The following is a 24,058-nucleotide window of genomic DNA, read 5'->3' on the forward strand; positions in this document are numbered from 1 at the left end:
ATGGCAAAGGAGCAGATCAGCAAGGTCCCCGGCAGCGGCGCTGCCACGGGCGGTTTCCGCCAGGCCCAGGCCTGGCTGCATACCTGGTGCGGGCTGTGGTTTTCGTGGCTGCTGTTCGCGGTGTTCCTCACCGGTTCGCTGGCCGTTTTCCAGGAAGCCATCACGCACTGGATGACGCCCGAGCACCATGCCGAGGAGGCGGCCGAGGCGGCAGCGCGCGCCGCCGCGCCGGCCGGGCAGGGTGCGGACCTGGGCCAGCGCCTGGCCTGGGGCGCGGCCTACATGCAAAAGCACCACCAGGGCGCGCAGATGTGGGAGATCTGGCCGTCCGACGACAAGGGCGGCGGCGACCTGCGTGTCTACTGGTTCGACGCCAACCGCCAGTACGCCGATGCCGAGCTGGACACCGCCACGGGCGAGGAAATGGGGGCCGGCCACGGCCATGGCCACGGTGCCACGCGCGCCACCATGGGCGGCAACCATTTCGTGGACTTCCACTATGAACTGCATGCAGGGCAGGTGGGACTGTGGGTGATCGGCATTGCCGCCATGGCCATGCTGGTGGCCCTGGTCAGCGGCGTGATCACGCACAAGCGCATCTTCAAGGACTTCTTCACCTTTCGCGCACGCAAGGGCCAGCGCAGCTGGCTGGACGCGCACAACGCCGTGGCGGTGCTGACGCTGCCCTTCCAGTTCATGATTGCCTATACCGGCATCGCCATCTCCAGCCTGAGCTTCATGCCCGTTGGCGTCTGGACGGTCTATGGCACGGACCAGGCCGCCCGCACGGCCTTCGTCGCCGACATGAACGAGGCCGGGCCGCCCGCGCTATCCGGCAAGCCCCTGGCGGTGCCCGATCTGGAGCCCTTTGCACGGCGCGGCCAGGAGCTGATGGGCCAGGCGGTGCGCGCGGTGGTCATCGACCATCCCGGCGATGCCTCGGCACGCATCGGCGTCTACGGCTGGAACAGCGATGACCGTGCGCATCAGCGCCTGAGCCCCAATTCGGGCATGGCCATGTTCTCGGCCGCCACGGGCGAGGTGCTGCAGGTACGCCTGCCCGGCGGTGCCGACGGCGGCGCCCCCTCGCTGGCCCAGGCGGTCATGGGCGGGCTGCACATGGTCAAGTTCGGCGGGCTGGCCATGAAGTGGCTGTACTTTCTGTGCGGCCTGGCGGGCGCGGCCATGATGGCCACGGGCGCCATCCTCTTCATGGTCAAGCGCCGCAGCCGCCACCAGGGCGAGTTCGGCAGCGCCACGGCGCGCGTGTACCGGCTCATCGAGGGCCTGAACGTGGCGGCCATCGCCGGGCTGGGCCTGGGCTGCATCGGCTACCTGTGGGCCAACCGCCTGGTGCCCGTGGGCCTGGCGCACCGCGATGACTGGGAGCTGGCCGTGTTCTTCGGGCTGTGGGGCCTGGCGCTGGTGCATGCGCTGGCCTGCGCGCCAGCCACGGCCTGGCGCCAGCAGATGGGCCTGCTGGCCATGCTGTGCCTGCTGCTGCCGCTGCTCAACTGGATCACCGTGGGCGAGCCGCTGTCGGCCCACATGCTGGAGGGCGACTGGGAAAGCGCCGGGGTGGAACTGTTCTGCCTGGCCACGGGGCTGGCGGCCGCCTGGGCCTGGCGCTGGCTGGCGCGGCGCGGCGAGGGTGCCGCCACCAGGCAAAAGGCGGCCAAGGGGCAGGCCGCCGTGGCCGGCCCCTCGGAGGTGCAGGCATGAGCACGTTGCACGCATCCCTGGCCGCACTGGCCCTGGCCTTTGCAGGCATGGCGGCCCTGGCCTTTGCCATGGACCGCCACTACGAACAATTGACCGGCGCGCGCGAGCTGCCGGCCCGCCGTGGCCCGCAGTTGCGCGGCCTGGGCACGGCGCTGCTGGCGCTGGCCCTTGTGCCCGTTGTCTCGGGCTGGGGCGGCACGGTGGGCACGGTGGCCTGGCTGGGCTTTGTGTCCGCCGGCGCGCTGATGGCCGTGGCCCTGATCAGCGCCCATGCGCGCTGGGCGGCGCGGCTGGCCTGGTTGGCTGGCGTGCTTGCCGTGGCGGATTTGGCGTGGATTGTTTTCAGTTTCGGCATTACGGGGTTTTTCAGATGAGTTTCCTGCTTTCGTTCCAGTTCGGGGTGTGTGTGGTCGGGAGGCAAGCATGACGCGCACGCAGCAACGCTGGAAAGCCATCGCCGTGGCGGTGGTCCTGTTGGCGGCGGCCGGGGGCGCGGCCGCCTGGTGGTCCAGCCGGCCTGCCGTGGCCTACCAGACCGAGACCGTGGCGCGCACCGATATCGAGTCCACCGTCACGGCCATCGGCACGCTGCAGCCGCGCCGCTATGTGGACGTGGGCGCCCAGGTGTCGGGCCAGGTCACCCGGCTGCGCGTGGAGCCCGGCGCCCAGGTGGAGAAGGGCGCGCTGCTGGTGGAGATCGACCCCAGCGTGCAGCGCGCCACGGTGGATGCGGGGCGTGCCTCGCTGGCGGGCCTGCGCGCACAGCTGGCCGAGCAGCAGGCGCTGCGCAAGCTGGCCGAGCAGCAGCTCACGCGCCAGCGCCAGCTGGCCCGCGACGGGGCCACGCGCGAGGAAGACCTGCAGACCGCAGAAGCCAACCTGGCCGCCGCCGGTGCCCGCATGGAGCATCTGAAGGCCCAGATCGACCAGACCCAGGCCACGCTCAAGGCCGACGAGGCGCGCCTGGGCTATACGCGCATCTACGCGCCCATGGCGGGCACCGTGGTGTCGGTGGAGGCGCGCGAGGGCCAGACGCTGAACGCCACCTACCAGACGCCCAACATCCTGCGCATTGCCGACCTGTCGGCCATGACGGTGTGGACCGAAGTGTCCGAGGCCGACGTGCGCCGCGTGCGCGACGACATGCCGGTGTACTTCACCACGCTGGGCGGCGCCGACCAGGCCAGGCCCCGGCGCTGGTCCAGCAAGGTGCGCCAGGTGCTGCCCTCGCCCTCTACCAGCCAGACGCCGGCCGGCGGCAATGCGGGCCAGGCGCCTGCGCCCGCCACCAAGGCCGTGGCCTATACCGTGCTGTTCGATGTGGACAACGAGGACGCCGAGCTGATGCCCCAGATGACGGCCCAGGTGGTCTTCGTCACCGGCCAGGCCGCGCAGGCACTCACCGTGCCGCTGATGGCCGTGGCCGACAAGGCGGGAACGACTGGCAAGGCGGAAAAGGCAGAGAAGGCAGAGACGGCCGAGAAGGCAGGCAGCACGCAGACCGTGCGCGTGCTGGACGCCAAGGGTCAGCCCGAGCAGCGCACCGTGCGCCTGGGCGTGCGCAGCCGCCACCAGGCCGAGGTGCTGGAGGGCCTGCAGGAAGGCGAGCGCGTCATCGTCGGCGAGACGCCTCTGGACCGTGGCCCGCGGTGGCTGCAATGGTGATGGCGCAGGGCATGCAGGCCGGCGCGCCGCTCACCGCACCGTTGATAGAGCTGCGCGGCATCACCAAGCACTACGGCGGCGGCGACAGCGGCCAGCCCGCCGTCACCGTGCTGCACGGCATCGACCTGGAGATTCGCGCGGGCGAGTTCGTGGCCGTGGTGGGCAGCTCGGGCTCGGGCAAGTCCACGCTGATGAACATCCTGGGCTGCCTGGACCGGCCCAGCGAGGGCAGCTACCACTTCCAGGGCCAGGACGTGGCCACGCTGGACTCGGATGCGCTGGCCTGGCTGCGGCGCGAGGCCTTCGGCTTCGTCTTCCAGGGCTACCACCTGATAGCCAGCGAAAGCGCCAGCGAGAACGTGGAAATGCCCGCCATCTACGCGGGCCTGCCCAAGGAAGAGCGCGTGCGGCGCGCCCGTACGCTGCTGGAGCGCCTGGGCCTGGGCTCGCGCCTGGGCAACCGGCCCAACCAGCTGTCGGGCGGGCAGCAGCAGCGCGTGTCGATTGCGCGCGCGCTGATGAACGGCGGCCAGATCATCCTGGCCGACGAGCCCACGGGCGCGCTGGACTCGCACAGCGGCGCCGAGGTCATGGCCCTGCTGCGCGAGCTGGCCGACGCGGGCCACACCATCATCCTCATCACCCACGACCGCGCGGTGGCCTCCCAGGCGCGCCGCGTGATCGAGATCAGCGACGGCCGCATCACCAGCGACAGCCGGCGCGACGATGCCGCCAACGCGGTGAATGCGGCGAATGCGGGCGCCGCTGCCCTGCCGCTCACGCCGCAGCGCGGCAGCGCCGGCGCGCCCTGGCTGGCCGAGCTGTTCGAGGCCGCGCGCAGCGCCTGGCGCGGCATGCGCATGAACCGCGTGCGCACCAGCCTGACCTTGCTGGGCATCGTCATCGGCGTGGCCTCGGTGATTGTGATGCTGGCCATTGGCGAGGGCGCGCGGCGCAAGGTGGTCGAGCAGATGGGGACCATGGGAACGGCCATCCTCTACATGGGCAGCAAGCCGCCGGCCACGGGCGGGCCGGCCGGGCAGATGACCGAGGAAGACCTGGCCGCCGTGCGCGAACTGCCCGAGATACGGCGCGTCATGCCCGTGATCGGCGACCCCATCACCGTGCGCTACGGCAAGGCCGACAAGCAGATCTACGTCTTCGCTGCCAGCGAGGAGATGCCCCTGGTGCACCACTGGAAGGTGGCCCAGGGCCGCTACTACACCGAGGCCGAGGACCGCGACCTGGCGCCCCTGGTGGTCCTGGGCCACAAGGCGCACCAGCATTTCTTCCCCGACACGCCCAACCCGCTGGGGCGCCAGCTGATCATCGGAACATCGGCCTTCGAGGTCATCGGCGTGATGAGCGAGCGCGGCGCGGACTCGGGCGCGCAGAACTATGACGACATGGTCTTCATTCCCTACCGCTCGGGCCGGGCGCGCGTCTACCAGTCGCAGACCCAGCCCGACTATGTGGTGATCGAGGCCATGTCCTCCGACGTGGTGCACGAGGCGGAGGAGGCCATGCGCAAGCTGCTGCTGGCGCGCCACGGCGGGCGCGAGGACTTCGGCATCGGCAACGCGGCCGCGCGCATCCAGGCCGAGGCGGCCACGCGCCAGAGCATGGCGGTGATGCTGGGCCTGATTGCCGCCGTCTCCCTGGTGGTGGGCGGCATCGGCGTGATGAACGTGATGCTGATGACGGTGCGCGAGCGCACGCGCGAGATCGGCATCCGCATGGCCACGGGCGCGCGCCAGCGCGACATCCTGCGCCAGTTCCTGACCGAGGCCAGCCTGGTCACCTTCGTGGGCGGCACGGTGGGCCTGCTGGCCGGGCTGGCCGTGGGCGTGGTGCTCATCGTGGCGGGCGTGCCCGTGGTGTTTTCGGTGCGCGCCATGCTGGGCGCCTTTGCCTGCGCCGTGGTGACGGGCCTGGTGTTCGGCTACATGCCGGCCAAGACGGCGGCGCGGCTGGACCCGGTGCGTGCGCTGGCGGGAGAGTGAGATGAAGGACATGAACGACAAGACGCTGGGAAATGCGCGCCTGGGCTGCATGGCCCTGGCCCTCGCGGCACTGGGCGGCTGTGCCGCGCAGCAGACGATGCCGGACAGGACAGCGCCTGCGCTGGCCGCTTCGTGGAAGCAGCAGGGCGAAGCCGTCCCTGCCTCCGTCTCACCCCAGTGGTGGCAGGCCTTTGGCAGTGCGGAGCTGGGCGGCATGGTGCAGGCCGCCCAGGACCAGAGCCTGGACATGGCTGCCGCCATGGCCCGCGTGCGCCAGGCCGAGGCGGCCACGCGCCAGGCAGGCGCGGCGCTGCTGCCGTCGCTCAGCGGCGAGCTGCGCGCCCAGCGCATGAACCATGCACAGGTGGCGGGCGGGCAGGCCAGCGTCTACGGCGCCGCGCTGACGGCCTCGTATGAGGTGGACTTCTGGGGCCGCAACCGCGCCACGCGCGATGCGGCGGCGGCGGCCTGGCAGGCCAGCCGGTTCGACCAGGACACGGTGCGCCTCACGGTCACCGCCCAGGTGGCCCATGGCTGGCTGCAGGCCGTGGCGCTGCGCGAGCGCCAGGCCATTGCGGCGCGCAACGTGGCCAATGCCGAGCGGCTGCTGGGCCTGGTGGAGTCCCGCGCGCGCGCAGGCGCCGCCACCCAGCTGGAGCTGGCCCAGCAGCGCGGCCTGGTGGCCAGCCAGCGCCAGGCCCTGGCCACGCTGCGCCGCCAGGGCGAGGATGCCGATGCCACGCTGGCCGTGCTGCTGGGCCAGGCCCGCCGCCCCGCGCTGGCCACGGATTCGCTGCAGGCCCTGCAGCTGCCCGAGATCGGCGCAGGCCTGCCCACGCAGCTGCTGCAGCGCCGCCCTGACATTGCCAGTGCTGAGGCGCAACTGACCGCCGCCAGCGCCAACCTGCAGGCCGCCCGCGCGGCGCTGTGGCCCCGGCTGACCCTCACGGGCAGTGCAGGCACCAGCGCTGGGCGCGCCAGCGACTGGCTGCGCGAGCCGGTCTATTCGCTGCTGGCCGGCCTCGCCGGCCCCATCTTCGACGGCGGTCGTCTGGTGGCCGAGCGCGATGGCGCCCAGGCCCGGCGCGAGGAGCTGCTGGCCGGCTATTACAAGTCCATCGTCGCGGCCTATGGCGATGTGGACCTGGCGCTCAACGCCGTCCACGGCCTGAAGGCCCAGGCCGAGGCCCAGGCCGAGGTGCTGGCCCAGGCCCGCCAGGCCGTGTCGCTGGCCGAGCTGCGGTACAAGGCCGGGGCGGAAAGCCTGCTGTCCCTGCTGCAGGCCCAGACCACGCTGTACGCGGCCCAGGACGAGGCCGTGCTGCAGCGCCTGCTGCAGCTGCAGGCGCGCGTGGCGCTGTACCGCGCGCTGGGCGGGGGGTGGGAGACGCCTGCCATGGGCGCTGAAATGCCGGAAAGGCAGGCACAAAAAAGCCAGGAGGCATTGCCACCTGGCTGAGAGGGAAGGGCCAGGGCCGCCACCCGGTCCTGCCGGGTGTGCGGCCTGAGGCCTCAGGCTTGAAGCCTGCTCAGCTGCCGCGCGTGATGGGCACGCCGGCATCCTTGCCGTAGGCGCCGTACTTGCCCAGCTCCCACTTGGCGATGGCGTTGCGGTGCACTTCGTCCGGGCCGTCGGCAAAGCGCAGCGTGCGCGCGTGGGCGTAGGCGCTGGCCAGCGGGAAGTCGTCGCTCATGCCGCCGCCGCCGTGCACCTGCATGGCCCAGTCGATGACCTGGCAGGCCATGCTGGGGGCCACCACCTTGATCATGGCGATCTCGCTGCGTGCCACCTTGTTGCCGGCGATGTCCATCAGCCAGGCGGCCTTGAGCGTGAGCAGGCGCGCCATGTCGATGCGGCAGCGTGCCTCGGCGATGCGTTCCTGCGTCACGGTCTGCTGCGCCACGCTCTTGCCGAAGGCGATGCGCGAGCTGGCGCGCTTGCACATCAGCTCCAGCGCGCGCTCGGCCAGGCCGATCAGGCGCATGCAGTGGTGGATGCGGCCGGGGCCAAGGCGGCCCTGGGCGATCTCGAAGCCACGGCCCTCGCCCAGCAGGATGTTGCCCACGGGCACGCGCACGTTCTCGAAGTACATCTCCATGTGGCCGTGCGGCGCATCGTCATAGCCCATGACGTTGAGCGGACGCACGATGCGGATGCCGGGCGCGTCGCCGGGCACGATGATCATGCTTTGCTGCGAGTGCTTGGGCGCATCGGGGTCGGTCTTGCCCATGGTGATGAAGACCTGGCAGCGCGGATCGCCGGCACCCGAGATCCACCACTTGTGGCCGTTGATCACGTACTCGTCGCCCTGGCGCTCGATGCGGGTGCAGATGTTGGTGGCGTCGGAGGAGGCCACCTCGGGCTCGGTCATGGCGAAGGCCGAGCGGATCTTGCCGTCCAGCAGCGGCTTGAGCCAGCGCTCCTTGAGTTCGGTGCTGCCGTAGCGCGCAATGGTCTCCATGTTGCCGGTGTCGGGCGCAGAGCAGTTGAACACCTCGCTGGACCATGGCACGCGGCCCATGATCTCGGCCAGCGGCGCGTATTCCTGGTTGGTCAGGCCGCCGCCCTTGTAGCCAGCGGCCTCGGCGCTGTCCACGGGTAGGAACAGGTTCCACAGGCCTTGCTCCCGGGCCTTGACCTTGAGCTTCTCGATGGTCTGCAGCGGCGTCCAGCGCTTGCCTGCGGCGGTGTTGGCTTCCATCTCGGCGGCATAGTCCTTTTCGCCGGGATAGATGTGCTCGTCCATGAACTTCAGCAGGCGTTCCTGCAGGTCCTTGGTCTTGGGCGAATATTCAAAGTCCATGGATGCGCTCCTTCTCTTGGCTTGTCGCTTGTGGTGGAAACGGGGTGATCGGTGAGTGTTGGGGGCTGGTCTGGATGGCTCAGCTGCGCTGGGCGAAGGACCAGGCCAGCTCGGCCATGGGCCGGGCCGTGTCGCCCGAGGCCTTGGCCTGGGCGCTGGAGGCCGTGCCGGCCTCCACGCGCTTGGCGATGCCCTGCAGGATGGCCGCGATGCGGAACATGTTGTAGGCCATGTAGAAGTTCCAGTCGGCGCGCAGCGTGTCCACGTCCTTGAGGCCCGTGCGCTCGCAGTAGCGGCGGATGTATTCCTCTTCGCCGGGAATGCCCAGGGCCGCCAGGTCCTTGCCTGCGATGCCCCGGCCCAGCGTGGCCGGGATGTGCCAGCTCATGCAGTGGTAGCTGAAGTCGGCCAGCGGGTGGCCCAGGGTGGACAGCTCCCAGTCCAGCACGGCGATGACGCGCGGCTCGGTGGGGTGGAACATGAGGTTGTCCAGGCGGAAGTCGCCGTGCACGATGGACACGCGCGAGGCATCCAGCGCGCTGGCCGGCATGTGGGCGGGCAGCCACTGCATGAGCTGGTCCATCTCGGGGATGGGCTGGGTGACCGAGGCCACGTACTGCTTGCTCCAGCGGCCGATCTGGCGCTCGAAGTAGTTGCCGCTCTTGCCGTAGTCGGCCAGACCCTGGGCCGCGAAGTCCACGGTGTGCAGGGCCGAGATCACGCGGTTCATCTCGTCGTAGATGGTGGCGCGCTGGGCCGGCTCCATGCCGGGCAGGGACTGGTCCCAGAGCACGCGGCCTTCCATGCACTCCATGATGTAGAAGGCGCGGCCGATGATGGACTCGTCCTCGCACAGCGCATACATGTGGGGCACGGGCACGTCGGTGCCGGCCAGGCCCTTCATCACGCGGAACTCGCGCTCGATGGCATGGGCCGAGGGCAGCAGCTTGGCCACGGGGCCGGGCTTGGAGCGCATCACGTAGCTGCGACCCGGGGTGATCAGCTTGTAGGTGGGGTTGGACTGGCCGCCCTTGAACATCTCCACCTGCAGCGGGCCGGCAAAGCCCTGCACATGGCCCTGCATCCAGGCGGTGAGCGCGGGCACGTCGAATGCGTGCTGGTCGGAGACGGCGCGTGTGCCTACGAAATGGTCGAAAGTGCTCATGGGGCAGTCAGTCCTGTGATCGGTTCGAGAATCGGTTCAACAAACGGGAACAGCCGCGCAGCACGGGCGCGGCAAGGCACCGGCCGGCGAGAGCGTCCGGTCGGTGCAAGAAAAGGGGAGGGGGCGCGGCGCGAGCCGCGCAGGTTCAGGCGTCGGGCGCGGCGATGCGCAGCAGCGTGTCGCGGTCGCAGACCACCAGGCCGCCCGGCTCGATGCGGATGGCGTTCTCGCGTTCCATGGCCTTGAGTTCCTGGTTCACGCGCTGGCGCGAGGCGCCCAGCAACTGCGCCAGTTCCTCCTGCGCCAGGTGCAGGCCGATGCGGATCTCGCTGCCATCCGACAGGCTGGTCACGCCATAGCTGCGCACCAGGTGCAGCAGCTGCTTGGCCAGGCGCGCGCGCAGCGGCAGGGTGTTGAGGTCCTCGACCAGGCCGTAGAGCTGGCGGATGCGCCGTGCATGCAGGCGCAGCATGGCTTCCGAGAACTCCACATGCATGGACAGGATTTTCTTGAAGTCGGTCTTGGACACGCACAGCAGCGTGGTCTCGCCGTGCGCATAGGCATCGTGCGTGCGCTTGTCCCCGTCCAGGATGGCCACGTCGCCGAACCAGATGCCCGGCTCCACGTAGTCCAGCGTGATCTGCTTGCCCGTGATCGAGGTCGAGCTCACGCGCACCGCACCCCGGGCGCAGGCGATCCATTCCTCGGGCGGTTCTCCGCGTGCGCAGATGAGCGTGCCATCTTTGAACCGTTTGACGTAAGCGCATCGAAGAATGTCGTGCCGAAGCGATGGAGAAAGTGATGAAAACCAGCGACCGGAATTGATCGCTTCACGTTCTTCGATGGTAAGAATCGGGTCGTCCATGGCCTGTCTTTTGCGTGACTGATGACGGTCACATTGTCGCGTGTGGGACCGCCGCGGCGCAGCATGCCGCCGGCGGGCCTGTCACTTCGGTGTCTGGGCCTGCCGAAAACGGGGCAGGGCGGCGAAAAAAAGGCGACCCGTCGTGCATCGGGTCGCCGGCTTTGCAGGGCTTATGGCTCCTCGTGCGTGAGGCTCAGCCCCAGCGCGCCACGGCGGCGCAGCCAGGGGCTGGGGCGGTAGCGCGGATCGCCGTAGACGGTCTGCAGGTTGAACAGGACCTCCAGCATGTTGGTGGGCCCCCAGCGGTCGCCCATGGCCAGCGGGCCCATGGGATAGCCCAGGCCCAGGGTCACGGCCTTTTCCAGGTCGGCCGGGCTGCCGATGCCCTGCTGGCAGATGTCGCTGGCGATGTTGACGATGGAGCCCACCACGCGCTGCGTGACGAAGCCGCCGCTGTCGCGGATCACGCTCACGGCCTTGCCGTCGCTGGCAAAAAGCGCATGGGCGGCGTCGCGCATGTCGGTGCGCGTGGCCGGCGTGGTGGCCAGCACGCGGCGGCGCGTGTCGGCGTCGGCCAGCAGCATGTCGATGCCCATGGTGCGCGTGCAGTCCAGCCGCTCCACGGCAGCCACCGTGGTCACGTCCAGGCCCAGCGGCGCCACCAGGATCAAGGCCTGCTCGGTCGGTGCCTGCGCGGTTTCAATGCGCGCGCCCAGGCTCTTGAGCAACTGGTAGATCTCGTTGCGCCGGGCCGCGCGTGCCGACACCCAGACCGGTGGCAGCGTCTGCACCTGCGGCACGGCAGGCTCGGCAGGCTGCTCGGCGCGGCCTTCGGCATAGCGGTAAAAGCCCTGGCCGGTCTTGCGGCCCAGCAGGCCGGCCGCCACGCGCTGCGCGGCAATGGGGCTGGGGCGGTAGCGCGGCTCCTGGTAGTACTGGTGGTAGATGTGCTCCATCACGGCATGGGTGACATCCAGGCCGGTGAGATCCATCAGCTCGAACGGGCCGAGCTTGAAGCCCACCTGCTCGCGCAGGATGCGGTCGATGGTGGCGAAGTCGGCAATGCCTTCCTGCACGATGCGCAGCGCCTCGGTCACATAGCCGCGGCCCAGGTGGTTGACCAGAAAGCCCGGCGTGTCCTGCGCGCGCACGGGCGTGTGGCCGAAGCTGCGCGCGAACTGCGCCAGCGTGGCGCAGGTGGCCTCGTCCGTGGCCAGGCCGCGCACGATCTCCACCACCTTCATCAGCGGCGCCGGGTTGAAGAAGTGAAAGCCGGCAAAGCGCTGCGGGTGCTTGAGCGCCGTGGCCAGCGTGGTGATGGACAGGGCCGAGGTATTGCTGGCGATGAGGGTCCCGGGCGCAACGATGGCCTCCAGCTCGCGCAGCAGCGCCTGCTTGGCGTCCATGCGCTCGACGATGGCCTCGATCACCAGGTCGCAGTTCCTGAACGCATCGAGACCGTCCGCCACCGTCACCCGGGCCTTGCAATCTGCGGCCTGCTCACTTGTTATTTTTTGTTTCTTCTCAAGCAGGTCCCACAGCGCAAACAGCTGTTGCTGCGCTTGCGCGGCAGCGCCCGGGCGAGCGTCCTGCAGCAGCACGCCGGCGCCTGCCTGGGCGGCCAGCTGGGCAATGCCTTGCCCCATGATGCCTGCGCCTATCAATCCGACGTTCCTGATAGGAGAAATGTTGTTTTGGATCATGTACATAGAGGAGGTGTCCTACAGGTGTCTATGCAAAAATGCAAGCGTTCAAAGAAAGGCTGATGTGAGAATTTGTAGCACCATTCTCGGCGTCGCCCTGTCCTCCATGGCCTGGAACGCGTCCGCATTGTCGTTGGGCAGTCCCCGGGGCAACGTGGTGCTGGGCGCTCCGTTCGACCTGGTGGTGGGCTTGCAGCCCGATAGCGGAAATGACGCCGGCAGCTCCTGCGTGCGCGCCGAGCTGCTGGCCGGTGACAGGCCCATCGAATCCTCGCGTGTGCGCGTCAGCCCGACCACATCGGGCAAGGCCGTTCGTGTGCAGGCCAGCTACACGGTGGACGAGCCCGTGGTGACGCTCAAGCTCTGGGCCGGCTGCGAAGGCGGCGGCATCAGCCGCAGCTATACGCTGCTGGCGCAGCTGCCCGAGTCGGTGGATGCCACGGGCAATCAGCCCATCAATGTGCGGGAACTGGCGGCAGCCCAGCCGGCGCTGGCGGCCGCGGGTGCCGGTGCAGCAGGTGCTGCAGGTGCAGCGGGCGCCGCTTCCGACCCATCTTCGACTTCCTCCCGCCCGGCCGCTGGCCGCAGCGCCCGGGCCGATTCCAGGCCCGCAGCGGTGCCCGTTGCCAAGGAACCGAAACCCCAGTCCAAGCCAAAGACACAGCCAAGGCCCCAGGCCAAACCCAAGGCGGCGGCCGAGAAATCCAGGCCGCCCGTGGGCGTGACCGCCCAGGCCCAGGCCGGGCAGTTGCAGGCGGGCCTGCGCATAGAACCGCGCCTGCGCATGGAGCCGGTGGAGGAATGGCTGGGCACGGGCGGCACCCCGGGCGCCGCTGGCGCAGCCGGAACACCCGGGACACCCGAAGGCGGCGCCGCATCTGCGGCTCCCATGTTCGATGCGGGCAGCGAGCAGCTGGCCGAGGCCAACAAGCGCGTGCAGGCGCTGGAGGCCGAAATGGCGGCCTTCAAGAAGCGCGACACCGCCGACCGTGGGCAACTGGCCCAGCTACGGGCCGAACTGGAGGCCATGCGCCAGGAGTCGGGCGGCTCGTCGTGGCTGTTCAATGCGCTGCTGCTGGCGCTGATCGCCGCCGTGGCCGTGATCGCATGGATGGCCTGGAAAATGCGCTCGGGCGCCTCGCTGTTCTCGCGCGAGCCGGATGCCTGGCGGGAATCGGTGGAGCGTTCGTCGCAGGACCCCGTGCCGTCGAGCCCGCCGCATTCGCACGATGACGGGATCAACACCCTGCCGCATTCCCTGGACCCCCATCGGCCCACGCGGCCCATGGCACCCAGCCTGCGTGAACACCGGCCTGCGCCGTCGCCGGATGATCGCCGTGGCCCGGATACCCTGGCCTCGCCCTATGTGCAGCGCGGCGCGCAGATGCGCCCTGGCGTGACGTACGAGCTGCATGAGGACGTGGACCCCGGCGATTTCGGCCCGGCCACCATTCCCGTGCCTGTGTCCGTGCAGGCCGAGCTGCCCGAGCCAGAGGGCGAGAAGACCGCAGCGCGCTCGCCTGCGCCCGAGGCCATCAAGGCCCGGCGCATGGTGCAGCCCGGCGAAATGTTCGACGTGCAGCAGCAGGCGGAATTCTTCATCTCGGTGGGCGAGCACCAGCAGGCCATCGAGCTGCTGCGCTCGCACATCGCCACGCATGAGGATTCCTCGCCGCTGGCCTATCTGGAGCTGCTGCACCTGTACTACACGCTGAGCCGCCGAGACGACTTCGACCAGCTGCGCGCCCGCTTTGCCAAGCATTTCAACGCCCGCGTGCCGGCCATGCCGGGCTTCACCGACAAAGGCAGCAGCCTGCTGCAGGGCTATCCCGAGCAGCTGGCACGCATCGAGGCGCTGTGGCCTGTGGACGAAGTCGAGGACTGCCTGGCGCACTACCTGTTCAAGCAGGACGGTGCACCCGACCCCGATGCGCCAGCCCCCTTCGACCTGGCCGCTTTCGATGACCTGCTGCTGCTGCTGTCCATCGCGCGCACCTCGCCCGCCGGAACGCGCGGCGAGCCCGGCCCGCGCGAGCGCACCACGCCGCGCATGGTGGCGGGCACGGCCGCAGCCGGCGCAGCCACGGCCGGCGCAGCCGTCCTCGCATCGGCCGCGGAACCCGCTCCCGCACCGGCCGCCGCTGCCGCCTTCATGGATGTGGATTGGATGGCCGAGCTGCAACCGCCTCCGGTAGAGGCCGCACCGCAGCAGGCTGCCTCTTCCCTGTCGCCGCAGGATCCGGGCCTGGAGTTCACGCCCATGGACACACAGGCGCTGTCCACGGTCTCCGGTACAGCCGGTGAGAAGGCTGCCGACAGCCGCGCGCCGGACTCCCTGTCCGCGCCGCTGCAGTTTGAAATGCAGCCGCTGGACTTCGACCTGGATCAGGCAGGCCAGCTGCCTGCCGGCCAGGTGCGTGCCGTTCCGCTGAGCGAGACGCCGTCCTTCATCCACGATGCGGCGGCACCGCTGCTGGACATAGACCTCACCGCGCTGGGCGAGGATGAACTGCCCACGGTGGACGTGCCTTCGCGCTTTCCGCCCGTGGTGCTGTCGGCGCCCGGCTCAGGCCCCGTGGGCTTCAGCGAGCACAATCTCAAGGCGCCGCTGAGCATGGATCTGGCGCTGGAGAACTGGGAGCTGCAACCGCCCGAAACCCTTCGCGATCACCGCGGCCTGGACGAGCCCTTGAGCCGCTCGGTGGACATGCTGCTGTCGCGCGAGACCGACCCGGCCTTTCGGACCACGCCACAGGCTCCGTCGCCGCAGGGTGAAGGCAAGGAGCCGTCCAAGGACTGAGCCAGGTGCACATGCAAAAAAGGGAGCAGATGCTCCCTTTTTTGATGTGTGGTCCCGCAAAGGCTCAGTTCGCAGCCTGCATGCTGGCAAGCAACTGCTGCGCCGCCGCTTCCGGGTCCTCGGCATTGACCAGTGCCCGCACCACGGCCACCGAGCCCACGCCCGTGGCGCGCACGGCCGGGAACTGGTCGGCCGAGATGCCGCCGATGGCCACCAGCGGATAGCGCTGCATCAGCCGCACATAGGCGCCCAGGCGCGCCAGGCCCTGCGGAGCCGTGGCCATTTTCTTGAGCGTGGTGGGAAAGACGGCGCCCAGCGCGATGTAGCTGGGCTGCACGGCATGGGCGCGCACCATTTCGGCATAGCCATGCGTGCTCACGCCCAGGCGCAGGCCCGAGGCGTGGATGGCCTGCAGGTCGGCGCCGGCCAGCGCGTCCAGGTCTTCCTGGCCCACATGCACGCCATAGGCGCCGGCATCGATGGCCTCGCGCCAGTGGTCGTTGATGAAGAGCAGGGCGCCCGTGCCTTCCACGGCGGCCACGGCGGCGCGCACTTCGCGCGCGATGGCGTCGCGGTCCTCGGACTTGAAGCGCAGCTGCACGGTGGGCACACCGGCGCGGGCCATGCGGCCCACCCATTGCGCATCGGGCAGCACGCCGTAAAGGCCCAGGGACCTTGGGCACTCCGGGAAGGCCAGTGCGGGATCGGCGCCCTCCAGGCCGAAGTCGCGCGGATCGTCGGGCCATAGCGTGGCCTCGAAGCGGCCCCTGCGCAGCGTCTGCGCCTGCCAGGCGCTGGCCAGCGTCTCGGCATCGATGGCGATGAAACCCAGGGCGCTGCAGGCCTGCAGCGCCGCAAGATAGGCCGGCTCCTGGCGCTGTGCCTGCGGCACGGGCTGCGAGGGCAGGGCGGAGCCTTCAGGGGCAAAGGTGGCGCCGTGCAGGCGCACGATGGCATCTGCCCAGGATTGGATGGAGTCGTTGCTCATGGCCGGTCTCCTCAGCCGTGGTGCCAGAACGGCGTGCCCAGCACGGGCGTGCTGGGCTGGGCGGCCGATTGCTCGGCCATGGCGCCGGCGCGGTGGGCGGCGTGGCCGGCGTTCACGGCGTCGGCGAAGGCGCCGGCCATGGCGACGGGATCTTCGGACAAGGCCACGGCCGTGTTCAGCAGCACGGCGTCATAGCCCCATTCCATGACCTGGCAGGCGTGCGAGGGGCGGCCCAGGCCCGCATCCACGATCAGCGGCACCTTCAGGCGCTCGCGCAGTGTCTGCATGGCATAGGGGTTGACGGGGCCGCGGCCCGTGCCGATGGGCGCTGCCCAGGGCATGACGGCCTGGCAGCCCACATCCACCAGGCGCTGGCACAGCACCAGGTCCTCGGTGGTGTAGGGCAGGACCTGGAAGCCGTCCTTGATGAGGATGGAGGCGGCCTCGACCAGGTTCAGCGTGTCGGGCTGCAGGGTGTAGTCGTCGCCGATCAGCTCCAGCTTGATCCAGGGGGTCTCGAAGACTTCGCGTGCCATCTGGGCCGTGGTCACGGCTTCCTGCACGGTCATGCAGCCGGCCGTGTTGGGCAGCACGGGCACGGCCAGCTTCTTGAGCAATTCCCAGAAGCTGGCACCGGTCTCGGCGGCATTGCTGCCCTGGCGGCGCAGCGAGGCCGTGACCATGGCGGGGCGGGCACGCTGCACGGCAGCTTCCAGCACGGCGGGCGAGGGGTAGCGGGAGGTGCCCAGCAGCAGGCGGCTGTCAAAGCGCTGGCCGTACAGGACCAAGCTGTCGTCGGAGGAAGGGGCGGAAGTCGTCATGGCGTGAGGCAATGGGAGAGTCGGATGGGGCATCAGCCGCCGGTCACCGGCGAGATCACTTCGAGGCGGTCGCCGTCGTTCAGCGCCTGTTCGGCATAGCGGGCCTTGGGCACGAAGACGGTGTTGATGGCCACGGCAAAGGGCGGGCGCGGCGCAAGCTGGGCCAGCGCGTCGGCCACGGTGGCTCCGTCGCTCAGTTCGGTCGCTTGCTGGTTGATAGTGATGTTCATGGCGGCTGAGGGGAAACGAAAGGCGGGTACGGAGGCTTGTTCGATCTTAGGCAGGGCCGGGGCTGGCGGCCCTGCATGCATGTCCGGTCTGTTGTGCGTGAAAGTGCCGTGCGTGCCGTTCAGGCGGCTGCCTTGTGCTGCGATGGCGCATGCTCGACGGCAACATCGAAGCGGCGGGCCAGTTCGGAATCACCGCTGTCGAGCAGCTCCAGCACCACGTCCAGCATGGCCGGCGCGATCATGAAGCCATGGCGGTACAGGCCGTTGACCTCCATCACGCGCGGCGCGCTCCAGCGCACGGCCGGCAGATTGTCGGGCAGGGTGGGGCGGCACTGGGTGGCGATCTCGACGATACGGCCCTCGGCAAAACCCGGATGCACGGTGTAGGCGGCACTCAGCAGCTCCAGCGTGGAGCGCACGCTGGCCGGCGACATGTCGTCGGACTCGATCTCGGTAGCGCCGATGACGAAGAGGTGGTCCTCCTTGGGCGCAATGTAGATCGGATAGCGCGGATGGATCAGGCGCGTGGGCCGCTGCAGCGTGACCTCGGGCGCATGGATGCGCACCACCTCGCCGCGCACGCCGCGCAGCGCAGGCCACTGGCCGCGTGCGCCCAGGCCCCGGCAGTCCAGCACCCAGTCGGGCTGGCCCGGCGTGCCGGGACGGAAGTCGGCCAGCTCGCGCGGCTGGTTCCAGTGCTGCTCCACGCCCAGGCGGGTCAGCGTGGCGTGGAGCGCGGCCAGCAGCTGGCGGTTGTCGAGCTGGCCTTCGCCCTGCAGGTACATGGCCTGGGCGAAGCGCCGCTCAAGCGCGGGCTCGCAGTCGTGCAGGGCCTGGTCGGCCAGCGGCTGCAGCGCGGGAAGGCTGGGGTTGATGCGGCGGTTTTTCTCCAGCAGGCCGAAAAAGCGCTGGGCATCGCCCGCGTCCTGGCGGTGCCAGAGGATAAGGGTGCCGTTTTGCTGGAAGAACACGGGCGCATCGAGCTGGGCCAGCAGTTCGGGCCAGCGCGTCAGGCCGTGCTGGCCCATGCGCACCACGCCGGGCTCGGTGATGGCCGATTCGGCCAGGGGCGCGAGCATGGCGGCTGCCACGCGGGCCGCTGCGCCATCGCCTTCGGGGCCGTGGGCGTCGTATACGGCAATGCCGTGGCCGCGACGGGCCAGCGCCAATGCCAGCAGCCGGCCCATGAGGCCGCCGCCCAGAATGGCGATGCGGGAAGAAGCTTGTAGAACGGACATGTGCATCTGGTGGTCAAGTGCGCCCATGCCCGTGGGACTGCCGGCCGGCTGTCCGCGCACAGGGCATGTGCTGGACAAAACGCGGCGTACCACCCCGATTGATTGAAACTCCCCACGCCAGCATGACCTGGATCGGGTGCAGGGGCGCTGCGCGGCAAGGTGCCTGTGGTGCAGGCTTGTGCGGCAGGGGGCTGGTCGCCCCGGGGCCCCAGGGTGTTTCTCAGTCACGCATCGATGAGGCGGGCCAGGCCCTGTTTCACCGACGGGACACCCCTGTTTCGTCCGTCAGCAGGCATTACAGCACATCCCGCAGCTGCCGGTATTGACCATGCGCATGGGTGATAATTTTCGCCCATGACTGCCGACCACTCCCCTTCGACCGCCGCATCCCCCGAACCGGCTCCCGCCGCGCGCAAGCGCTATGCCCGCGTGCTCATCATCGCGGGCTCCGACAGCGGTGGCGGCGCCGGCATACAGGCCGACCTCAAGACCTGCAGCGCCCTGGGCTGCTACGGCATGACGGCAATCACGGCCATCACCGTGCAGAACACGCTGGGCGTCAGCGGCATCCACGGCATTCCCGTGGACATACTGCGCGGCCAGATCGACGCCGTGGTCGAGGACATCGGCGCCGACGCCGTCAAGATCGGCATGCTGGCCACGCCCGAGGTGGTGCAGGTGGTGGCCGATGCCATCCGCCGCCACCAGCTGCGCAACGTGGTGCTCGACCCCGTGATGGTGGCCACCAGCGGCGACCGGCTGATCGCGCCGGAAACCGCCTCCGTGCTGGTGCGCGAACTGTTCCCCCTGGCCACCGTGGTCACGCCCAATCTGGACGAGGCGGCGCTGCTGCTGGGCCACTCCATTGATGGCATAGACGCACTGGACGGCGCCGTGCAGGAACTCCTGGCGCTGGGCGCGCCGGCCGCATTGCTCAAGGGCGGGCATCTGTCCGGCGATCTGGTGGTAGACCTGCTGGGCCATGGCAACGGCCAGCGGCTGCGCCTGCAGTCGCAGCGCATTGCCACGCACAACGGGCACGGCACGGGCTGCACGCTGTCTTCGGCGATTGCCTCGCACCTGGCGCTGGGCCTGCCGCTGGAGACGGCCGTGGCCCAGGCGCGCGAGTACATCCTGGGCGCGATTGCGGCCGGTGCCGATGTGTTCACGGGCGCCGGCCACGGTCCGCTGAACCACGGCTATGCGCCGCGCGCGCAGGTCGTGGTCAACGGCTGAACGTCCAGCCAGACGTCCAGGTAATCAGCCCAGGTCACCAGCCCCAGGTCAGGCTGCGCGCCACCCAGCCCTTTTGGCCGTTGTCGCGCTGGACATGGGCCCAGGAGCCCTGCTTCTTGAGCGTGCGCACCACCTCCAGCTCAGCCAGCTTGCCCACCACGCGGTGTTTCTGGCCCGGGCCTGCGCGCAGATTGGCGGTGCGCCCGGTCACCACCATGTGCGGGGTCTTGCCGGTCAGCGGCGCATGCACCCAGCCCAGCGTGCTCTCGTTGTCCCTGACGCGCAGCCACTGGCCCTTGCGCTGCACCACCTGCAGCGGATAGCCCTTGCCCAGTTCCCACAGCGTGGCCGAGCGCGTGGTGGGCTGCTGCCGCACATTGACGCTGGATCCCTTGACGCTGACGAACTCGCGCGCATGGGCGGCGGCAGGGGCCAGGGTGGTGGTGAGGACGGCGAGGGCGGTGGCGGCTGTGGCCAGCCAGCGGGCGGCACGGCTTTTGTTGCAAGACACGGGAACAGGTCTCCTTTCGTTTGAGAAAGGCTGGCGCGCGGAGACTTTCCGGCGCGAGCCCGGGGAAAGCGCGTGGGATCAGGCGATGTAGCTATAGTTCCTGAATGAAACTGACGTGCGACGCCCCGGCTTCATGCGCAACCGGGCAAGCTTGCCTTACGCTTGCCGCACAACCGTGTTTTCCAGGAGGGCTTGTATGCACCATGCTGTTTCCCGATCCGGCGCCCATGTCCGGCACGCTGCAATCCTGACGGCCTGTCTTGCCGCGGGACTGGCGGATGCGCAGGGACAAGAGACGCAGGCGCAGGAGGCGCAGGCTGTGGCCACAGCCGCTGAGGGCCGCGATGCGGCCAGGGCGCAGGAGGGTGCGGTGAATCGCCCGGAATTCGGCCCCGCGCTGCTGGCGGCCGCCCAGGCCGGCGAGGCGCTGCAGGTACGCGACTGGCTCAAGCGCGGCGCACCTGTCGATGTGCGTGACCGGCAGGGCAATACGCCGCTGCTGCTGGCCGTGCGCGGCAACCATGTCGAGGTCGCGCGCTCGCTGCTGGTCCATGGGGCCAACCCCAATCTCAAGAATGACCTGCAGGACAGTGCCTATCTGCTGGCCGGTGCCCTGGGCCGCCTGGAGATACTGCGCATGACGCTGTCGTACGGCGCCGATCTGCAAAGCACCAACCGCTACGGCGGCACGGCGCTGATCCCGGCCTGCGAGCGCGGCCATGTCGATACCGTGCAGGCCCTGCTGGCCGCCGGTGTACGGGCCGACCATGTGAACCGGCTGGGCTGGACCTGCCTGCTCGAAGCCGTTTTGCTGGGCGACGGAGGCCCGCGCTACCAGGACATCGTCCGCCAGCTGATCGCGGCCAGGGCCGATCTCAATCTGCCCGACAAGGATGGCGTGACCGCCGTCGTCCACGCCCGCCAGCGCAGCCAGCATGAGGTGGAGCGCCTGTTGCAGGAGGCTGGAGCGCGCTGATCGGCGCAAGCGAAAACGCCTGAAACCAGGGGTGATGCGCCAGATTCAGACGGGTCTGATTGCTTTGGAAAGGCTGCGTTGCAAATGATTCCCATTTTCAACGTGGATCTTTGCCATGCGCACAGCACATTTGCTATCTCGACCCTTCGTCTCCGGCCCCCAGTCGTGCCTTTTTTCGGTGTTCGCTGCGGCGCTGGTCACGCCCGCTTATGCGCAGGACGCCACTGCCGATGAGCGTCAGGTGCAGTTGGCGCCCTTGACCGTCTCCGGGCAGCGCTCCACCGGCTCGCGCACCGAGGCATCCGAATCGGCCAAATACGCCAAGCCGCTGCTGGATGTGCCGCAGACCATCACCGTGGTGCCCGGGCAGGTGCTGCAGGAGCAAAACGCCCTGAGCCTGCAGCAGGCGCTGTCCAATGTATCCGGCATCACCTTCAATGCGGGCGAGGGCGGTGCAGGCTCGGGCGACAGCATCAACATCCGCGGCTTCAGCGCCAACGCCAACCTGCAGATCGACGGGCTGCGCGACAGCGGGCAGAAGAGCCGAAGCGATCTCTTCAACACGCAATCCGTCGAGGTCATCAAGGGACCCAACTCGGTCTTCGGCGGCGCGGGCACCTCGGGCGGCAGCATCAACATGATCAGCAAGCAGCCCAAGGCCCATGACTTCACCGAGGCCGACGCTGGCCTGGGCACGGGCAGCTACCGGCGCGTCACGCTCGACGCCAACAGGGTGCTGGCTGGCGGCAAGGCCGCCATGCGCCTGAACCTCATGGGCCATGACAGCGACGTGGCCGGGCGCGACACCATCTTCAAGCGGCGCTGGGGCGTGGCGCCCTCGCTGGCCCTGGGGCTGAATTCGCCCACGCGCCTGACCCTCGGCTTCTTCCATCAGAGCGATGACAATCTTCCCGACTATGGCGTGCCGGCCTTTCGCGGCAAGATGCTCGATGGCGTCTCGCGCAATGCCTATTTCGGCTGGCGCAACCTTGATCGGGAAAAGATCGGCCAGGATGCCCTGACCGCGAAGATCGAGCATGACTTCGCCTCGGGCGCCAAGCTGCAGAACCTCTCGCGCTACTCGCGGCTTAGCCGCGATACCGTGATCTCTGCCTCGCATGTCGATCTCCGGGGCATGCAGCCTGGCTACTACCGGCCCGCAGGGCCCCAGGCCTATGGCCGCGATGCGGCCACCACCCTGTGGATCAACCAGACCAACCTGACCCAGCGCTTCGACACAGGCGTGCTGGGGCATACGCTGATCACGGGCTTCGAGATCGCACGCGAGACCTATGACCGCACCACCTCTTCCTACAACATCAACCGGCAGTTCCCGGCCGGCGGCTATCCGCTGGCCCGTCCGCCCGGATACTGGACGGGCACGACGGACTTGCAAAACAGCGGAAGGAACGAGACCCGCCTGGACACCCGCGCGCTGTATGCCACCGACTCCATTGCGCTGGGTCCGCGCTGGGATCTGAACCTGGGCCTGCGCTATGACTGGATCGACGGGCGCTCCAACGCCACAACGGCCGCTGGCGTGCGCACCGCGGTGGACAGCTCCGACGGCCGGCTCAGCGGCCGCACGGCCCTGAGCTTCAAGCCCGCCGACAACGGCCGCATCTACCTGGCCTACGGCACGGCCTTCAACCCTTCCGCCGAATTCCTGGTCTCCACGGGCTCGGGCCTGGATGCGGCCACGGCCTCGCTGGCGCCCGAGAAGAACACCAGTCTGGAGCTGGGAACCAAGTGGGATGTGCGAGACGGCCAGCTGGCGCTGACAGCCGCGCTGTTCCAGGTGGACAAGACCAATGCCCGAGAGCAGATGGCCGATGGCAGCTATCTGCTGGCCGGTGAGCAGCGCGTGCGGGGGCTGGAACTCGGGGCTGCAGGCAAGGTGACTCCGCAATGGGACCTCTTCGCCAACTACACCTTCATGGCCAGCAAGACCCTCAAGTCATTGAACGAGCCTGCGCGTGTGGGCCAGGCGCTGGGCAATACGCCGCGCCATTCGCTGAACCTGTGGACCACCTATGCGTTGCCGCAGGGCTGGACGGTGGGCTATGGCGCGCGCTTCGTCGGCACGCGCAATGTCACCTCGGCCGGCGACGGCAAGCTGTCCGCTTACTGGGTGCACAGCGCCATGGTCGGCTATGAACTCAACCGCCAATGGAAGCTCCGGCTCAATCTCGACAACATCGGCAACAAGGCCTATGTGGCCGGCGTGCGCCAGCGCCTGGGCGAGCAGTCGCGTTCCTCGGCCGTGGAGTACGGAGAGGGTCGCACGGTCAGATTGACCGCGCTCTACCAGTTCTGAGAAGCACGATGGCCTGGTCTCCGGTGCCGTGGGCGCCGGGACGCCGGGACGCCGGGACAGGATGAATCAGGCTTGAATCGGGCTGCCCCCAGGGGCAGCTTTTTTCTTTGGCGGCCACCTTGCCTGGGGCAAAAAAAGAGCCCGCACAAGGCGGGCTGGTGATGGTCAGGCCGACGGCAAAAACCGCCGACACGCAAGCATCTTACTGGATCTTGGCCTTTTCGCGCAGCGATTCCTGGAATTGCGCCAGCTTTTGCTGTTGCAGCTGCTGCACGATCTGGGGCTTGACTTCCTCGAACTTGGGCAGTTCGGCCTGGCGCACGTCGTCCTGGCGGATGATGTGGTAGCCGAACTGGCTCTTGACCGGCTCCTGTGTCATGCCGCCCTTTTCGAGCTTGATCAGGGCTTCGGAGAACTCGGGCACGTAGTTGCCGGGGTTGGCCCAGTCGAGGTCACCGCCACGAGCGCCGGATCCGGGGTCCTTGGACTCCTTCTTGGCGATGTCTTCGAACTTCTTGCCGGCCTTGATCTCGGCAATGATGGCCTTGGCGCGGTCTTCCGACTCGACCAGGATGTGGCTGGCCTTGTATTCCTTGCCGCTGTTGGCAGCGACGGCCTTGTCGTACTCGGCCTTGGCTTCGGCGTCGGTCACGGGGTTCTTCTTCTGGAAGTCTTCGAACAGCGAACGGATCAGGATGGTCTGGCGGGCCAGTTCCAACTGCTGCTTGTAGGCTTCGCTGTTGGCCAGGCCGCGCTTGTTGGCTTCCTGCATGAAGATCTCGCGGGCGATGACTTCTTCCTTGATCTGCCCTTCCATCTCGGGCGTGACGGGGCGGCCGCTTTGCTCGATCTGCTGCTTGAGCACTTCGGCGCGTGCCTTGGGCACAGCCTTGCCGTTGACGACGGCGATGTTCTGGGCCGAGGCGGACAGGGCTGCGGTGCTCAGCACGGCGGCAGTCACCAGGCTGGTCAGAAGCTGTTTTTTCATGCGAATTCCAGAGATGAAGGAAAAAT

The 24,058-nt window shown here is 68.8% G+C and carries 19 protein-coding genes; 9 read left to right on the plus strand and 10 right to left on the minus strand.

The genetic code is table 11. From position 1 onward, the window contains the following. The 5 genes from AC5I49_RS02460 to AC5I49_RS02480 are packed head-to-tail and all read left to right on the plus strand — an operon-like array spanning position 1 to position 6,849. Entirely contained in the window at positions 1 to 1,722 is a 1,722-nt protein-coding gene (locus tag AC5I49_RS02460) for a PepSY-associated TM helix domain-containing protein (RefSeq protein ID WP_495788787.1), read from the plus strand. Further along, entirely contained in the window at positions 1,719 to 2,096 is a 378-nt protein-coding gene (locus AC5I49_RS02465) for a DUF3325 domain-containing protein (RefSeq protein ID WP_016450743.1), read from the plus strand. Before AC5I49_RS02460 ends, AC5I49_RS02465 begins: the two co-directional genes overlap by 4 nt. 49 nt (positions 2,097 to 2,145) lie before the next feature. After that, entirely contained in the window at positions 2,146 to 3,387 is a 1,242-nt protein-coding gene (locus tag AC5I49_RS02470; protein ID WP_312839917.1) for an efflux RND transporter periplasmic adaptor subunit, read from the plus strand. Then, on the plus strand, positions 3,387 to 5,390 hold the full coding sequence (locus AC5I49_RS02475) for an ABC transporter permease (RefSeq protein WP_495788788.1): 2,004 nt from the start codon (positions 3,387 to 3,389) through the stop codon (positions 5,388 to 5,390). Before AC5I49_RS02470 ends, AC5I49_RS02475 begins: the two co-directional genes overlap by 1 nt. Position 5,391: 1 nt before the next feature. Further along, positions 5,392 to 6,849: an efflux transporter outer membrane subunit gene (locus AC5I49_RS02480; protein WP_312839916.1), complete on the plus strand. Its 1,458-nt coding sequence runs from the start codon at positions 5,392 to 5,394 to the stop codon at positions 6,847 to 6,849. Positions 6,850 to 6,919: 70 nt separating this feature from the next. Here AC5I49_RS02480 and AC5I49_RS02485 read toward each other — a convergent pair whose 3' ends face one another. From AC5I49_RS02485 to AC5I49_RS02500, 4 genes are all read right to left on the minus strand, one after another. Continuing rightward, positions 6,920 to 8,194, minus strand: a complete 1,275-nt coding sequence (locus tag AC5I49_RS02485) for an acyl-CoA dehydrogenase family protein (protein WP_016446718.1) — start codon at positions 8,192 to 8,194, stop codon at positions 6,920 to 6,922. A 79-nt stretch (positions 8,195 to 8,273) separates the two neighbouring features. Further along, positions 8,274 to 9,359, minus strand: a complete 1,086-nt coding sequence (locus AC5I49_RS02490; RefSeq protein WP_046238236.1) for a phosphotransferase — start codon at positions 9,357 to 9,359, stop codon at positions 8,274 to 8,276. Positions 9,360 to 9,504: 145 nt separating this feature from the next. After that, the gene (locus AC5I49_RS02495) at positions 9,505 to 10,224 is read right to left on the minus strand and encodes a Crp/Fnr family transcriptional regulator (protein ID WP_012205125.1); all 720 of its coding nucleotides are present in this window, start codon (positions 10,222 to 10,224) and stop codon (positions 9,505 to 9,507) included. Positions 10,225 to 10,394: 170 nt separating this feature from the next. Next, on the minus strand, positions 10,395 to 11,933 hold the full coding sequence (locus AC5I49_RS02500) for a 3-hydroxyacyl-CoA dehydrogenase (RefSeq protein WP_495788789.1): 1,539 nt from the start codon (positions 11,931 to 11,933) through the stop codon (positions 10,395 to 10,397). Positions 11,934 to 12,054: 121 nt separating this feature from the next. Between AC5I49_RS02500 and AC5I49_RS02505 the strand changes: the two genes are divergently transcribed. Next, positions 12,055 to 14,727, plus strand: a complete 2,673-nt coding sequence (locus AC5I49_RS02505; protein ID WP_495788790.1) for a type IV pilus assembly protein FimV — start codon at positions 12,055 to 12,057, stop codon at positions 14,725 to 14,727. Positions 14,728 to 14,791: 64 nt separating this feature from the next. Here AC5I49_RS02505 and thiE read toward each other — a convergent pair whose 3' ends face one another. From thiE to AC5I49_RS02525, 4 genes are all read right to left on the minus strand, one after another. Beyond that, the gene (thiE, locus tag AC5I49_RS02510) at positions 14,792 to 15,715 is read right to left on the minus strand and encodes a thiamine phosphate synthase (protein ID WP_495788791.1); all 924 of its coding nucleotides are present in this window, start codon (positions 15,713 to 15,715) and stop codon (positions 14,792 to 14,794) included. 11 nt (positions 15,716 to 15,726) lie between these two features. Then, positions 15,727 to 16,536: a thiazole synthase gene (locus AC5I49_RS02515; RefSeq protein WP_016452920.1), complete on the minus strand. Its 810-nt coding sequence runs from the start codon at positions 16,534 to 16,536 to the stop codon at positions 15,727 to 15,729. A 32-nt stretch (positions 16,537 to 16,568) separates the two neighbouring features. Beyond that, positions 16,569 to 16,766 (minus strand): sulfur carrier protein ThiS, encoded by a 198-nt coding sequence (thiS, locus tag AC5I49_RS02520; protein ID WP_012205130.1) that lies wholly within the window; start codon positions 16,764 to 16,766, stop codon positions 16,569 to 16,571. A 119-nt stretch (positions 16,767 to 16,885) separates the two neighbouring features. Next, positions 16,886 to 18,004 carry an FAD-dependent oxidoreductase gene (locus AC5I49_RS02525; protein WP_074922885.1) on the minus strand — a complete coding sequence of 373 codons (1,119 nt, stop codon included), beginning with the start codon at positions 18,002 to 18,004 and terminating at the stop codon, positions 16,886 to 16,888. A 354-nt stretch (positions 18,005 to 18,358) separates the two neighbouring features. On the opposite strand from AC5I49_RS02525, the gene thiD reads away from it, so the two are divergent. Further along, complete coding sequence (gene thiD / locus AC5I49_RS02530; protein WP_126312205.1) at positions 18,359 to 19,240, plus strand: bifunctional hydroxymethylpyrimidine kinase/phosphomethylpyrimidine kinase; 882 nt, start codon at positions 18,359 to 18,361, stop codon at positions 19,238 to 19,240. 34 nt (positions 19,241 to 19,274) lie between these two features. On the opposite strand, the gene AC5I49_RS02535 is transcribed toward thiD, so the two are convergent. Further along, entirely contained in the window at positions 19,275 to 19,751 is a 477-nt protein-coding gene (locus AC5I49_RS02535; protein ID WP_061287580.1) for an SH3 domain-containing protein, read from the minus strand. Between the two features lie 196 nt (positions 19,752 to 19,947). On the opposite strand from AC5I49_RS02535, the gene AC5I49_RS02540 reads away from it, so the two are divergent. Together AC5I49_RS02540 and AC5I49_RS02545 are read left to right on the plus strand one after the other, a co-directional pair. After that, on the plus strand, positions 19,948 to 20,727 hold the full coding sequence (locus AC5I49_RS02540; RefSeq protein ID WP_017406456.1) for an ankyrin repeat domain-containing protein: 780 nt from the start codon (positions 19,948 to 19,950) through the stop codon (positions 20,725 to 20,727). 115 nt (positions 20,728 to 20,842) lie between these two features. Continuing rightward, positions 20,843 to 23,044, plus strand: a complete 2,202-nt coding sequence (locus AC5I49_RS02545) for a TonB-dependent receptor (RefSeq protein WP_495788792.1) — start codon at positions 20,843 to 20,845, stop codon at positions 23,042 to 23,044. 202 nt (positions 23,045 to 23,246) lie between these two features. Here AC5I49_RS02545 and AC5I49_RS02550 read toward each other — a convergent pair whose 3' ends face one another. Next, positions 23,247 to 24,032, minus strand: coding sequence for a foldase protein PrsA (locus tag AC5I49_RS02550; RefSeq protein WP_154834514.1), 786 nt, complete (start codon positions 24,030 to 24,032; stop codon positions 23,247 to 23,249). Between the last annotated feature and the right edge of the window lie 26 nt (positions 24,033 to 24,058).

Source organism: Delftia sp. (assembly GCF_059499305.1).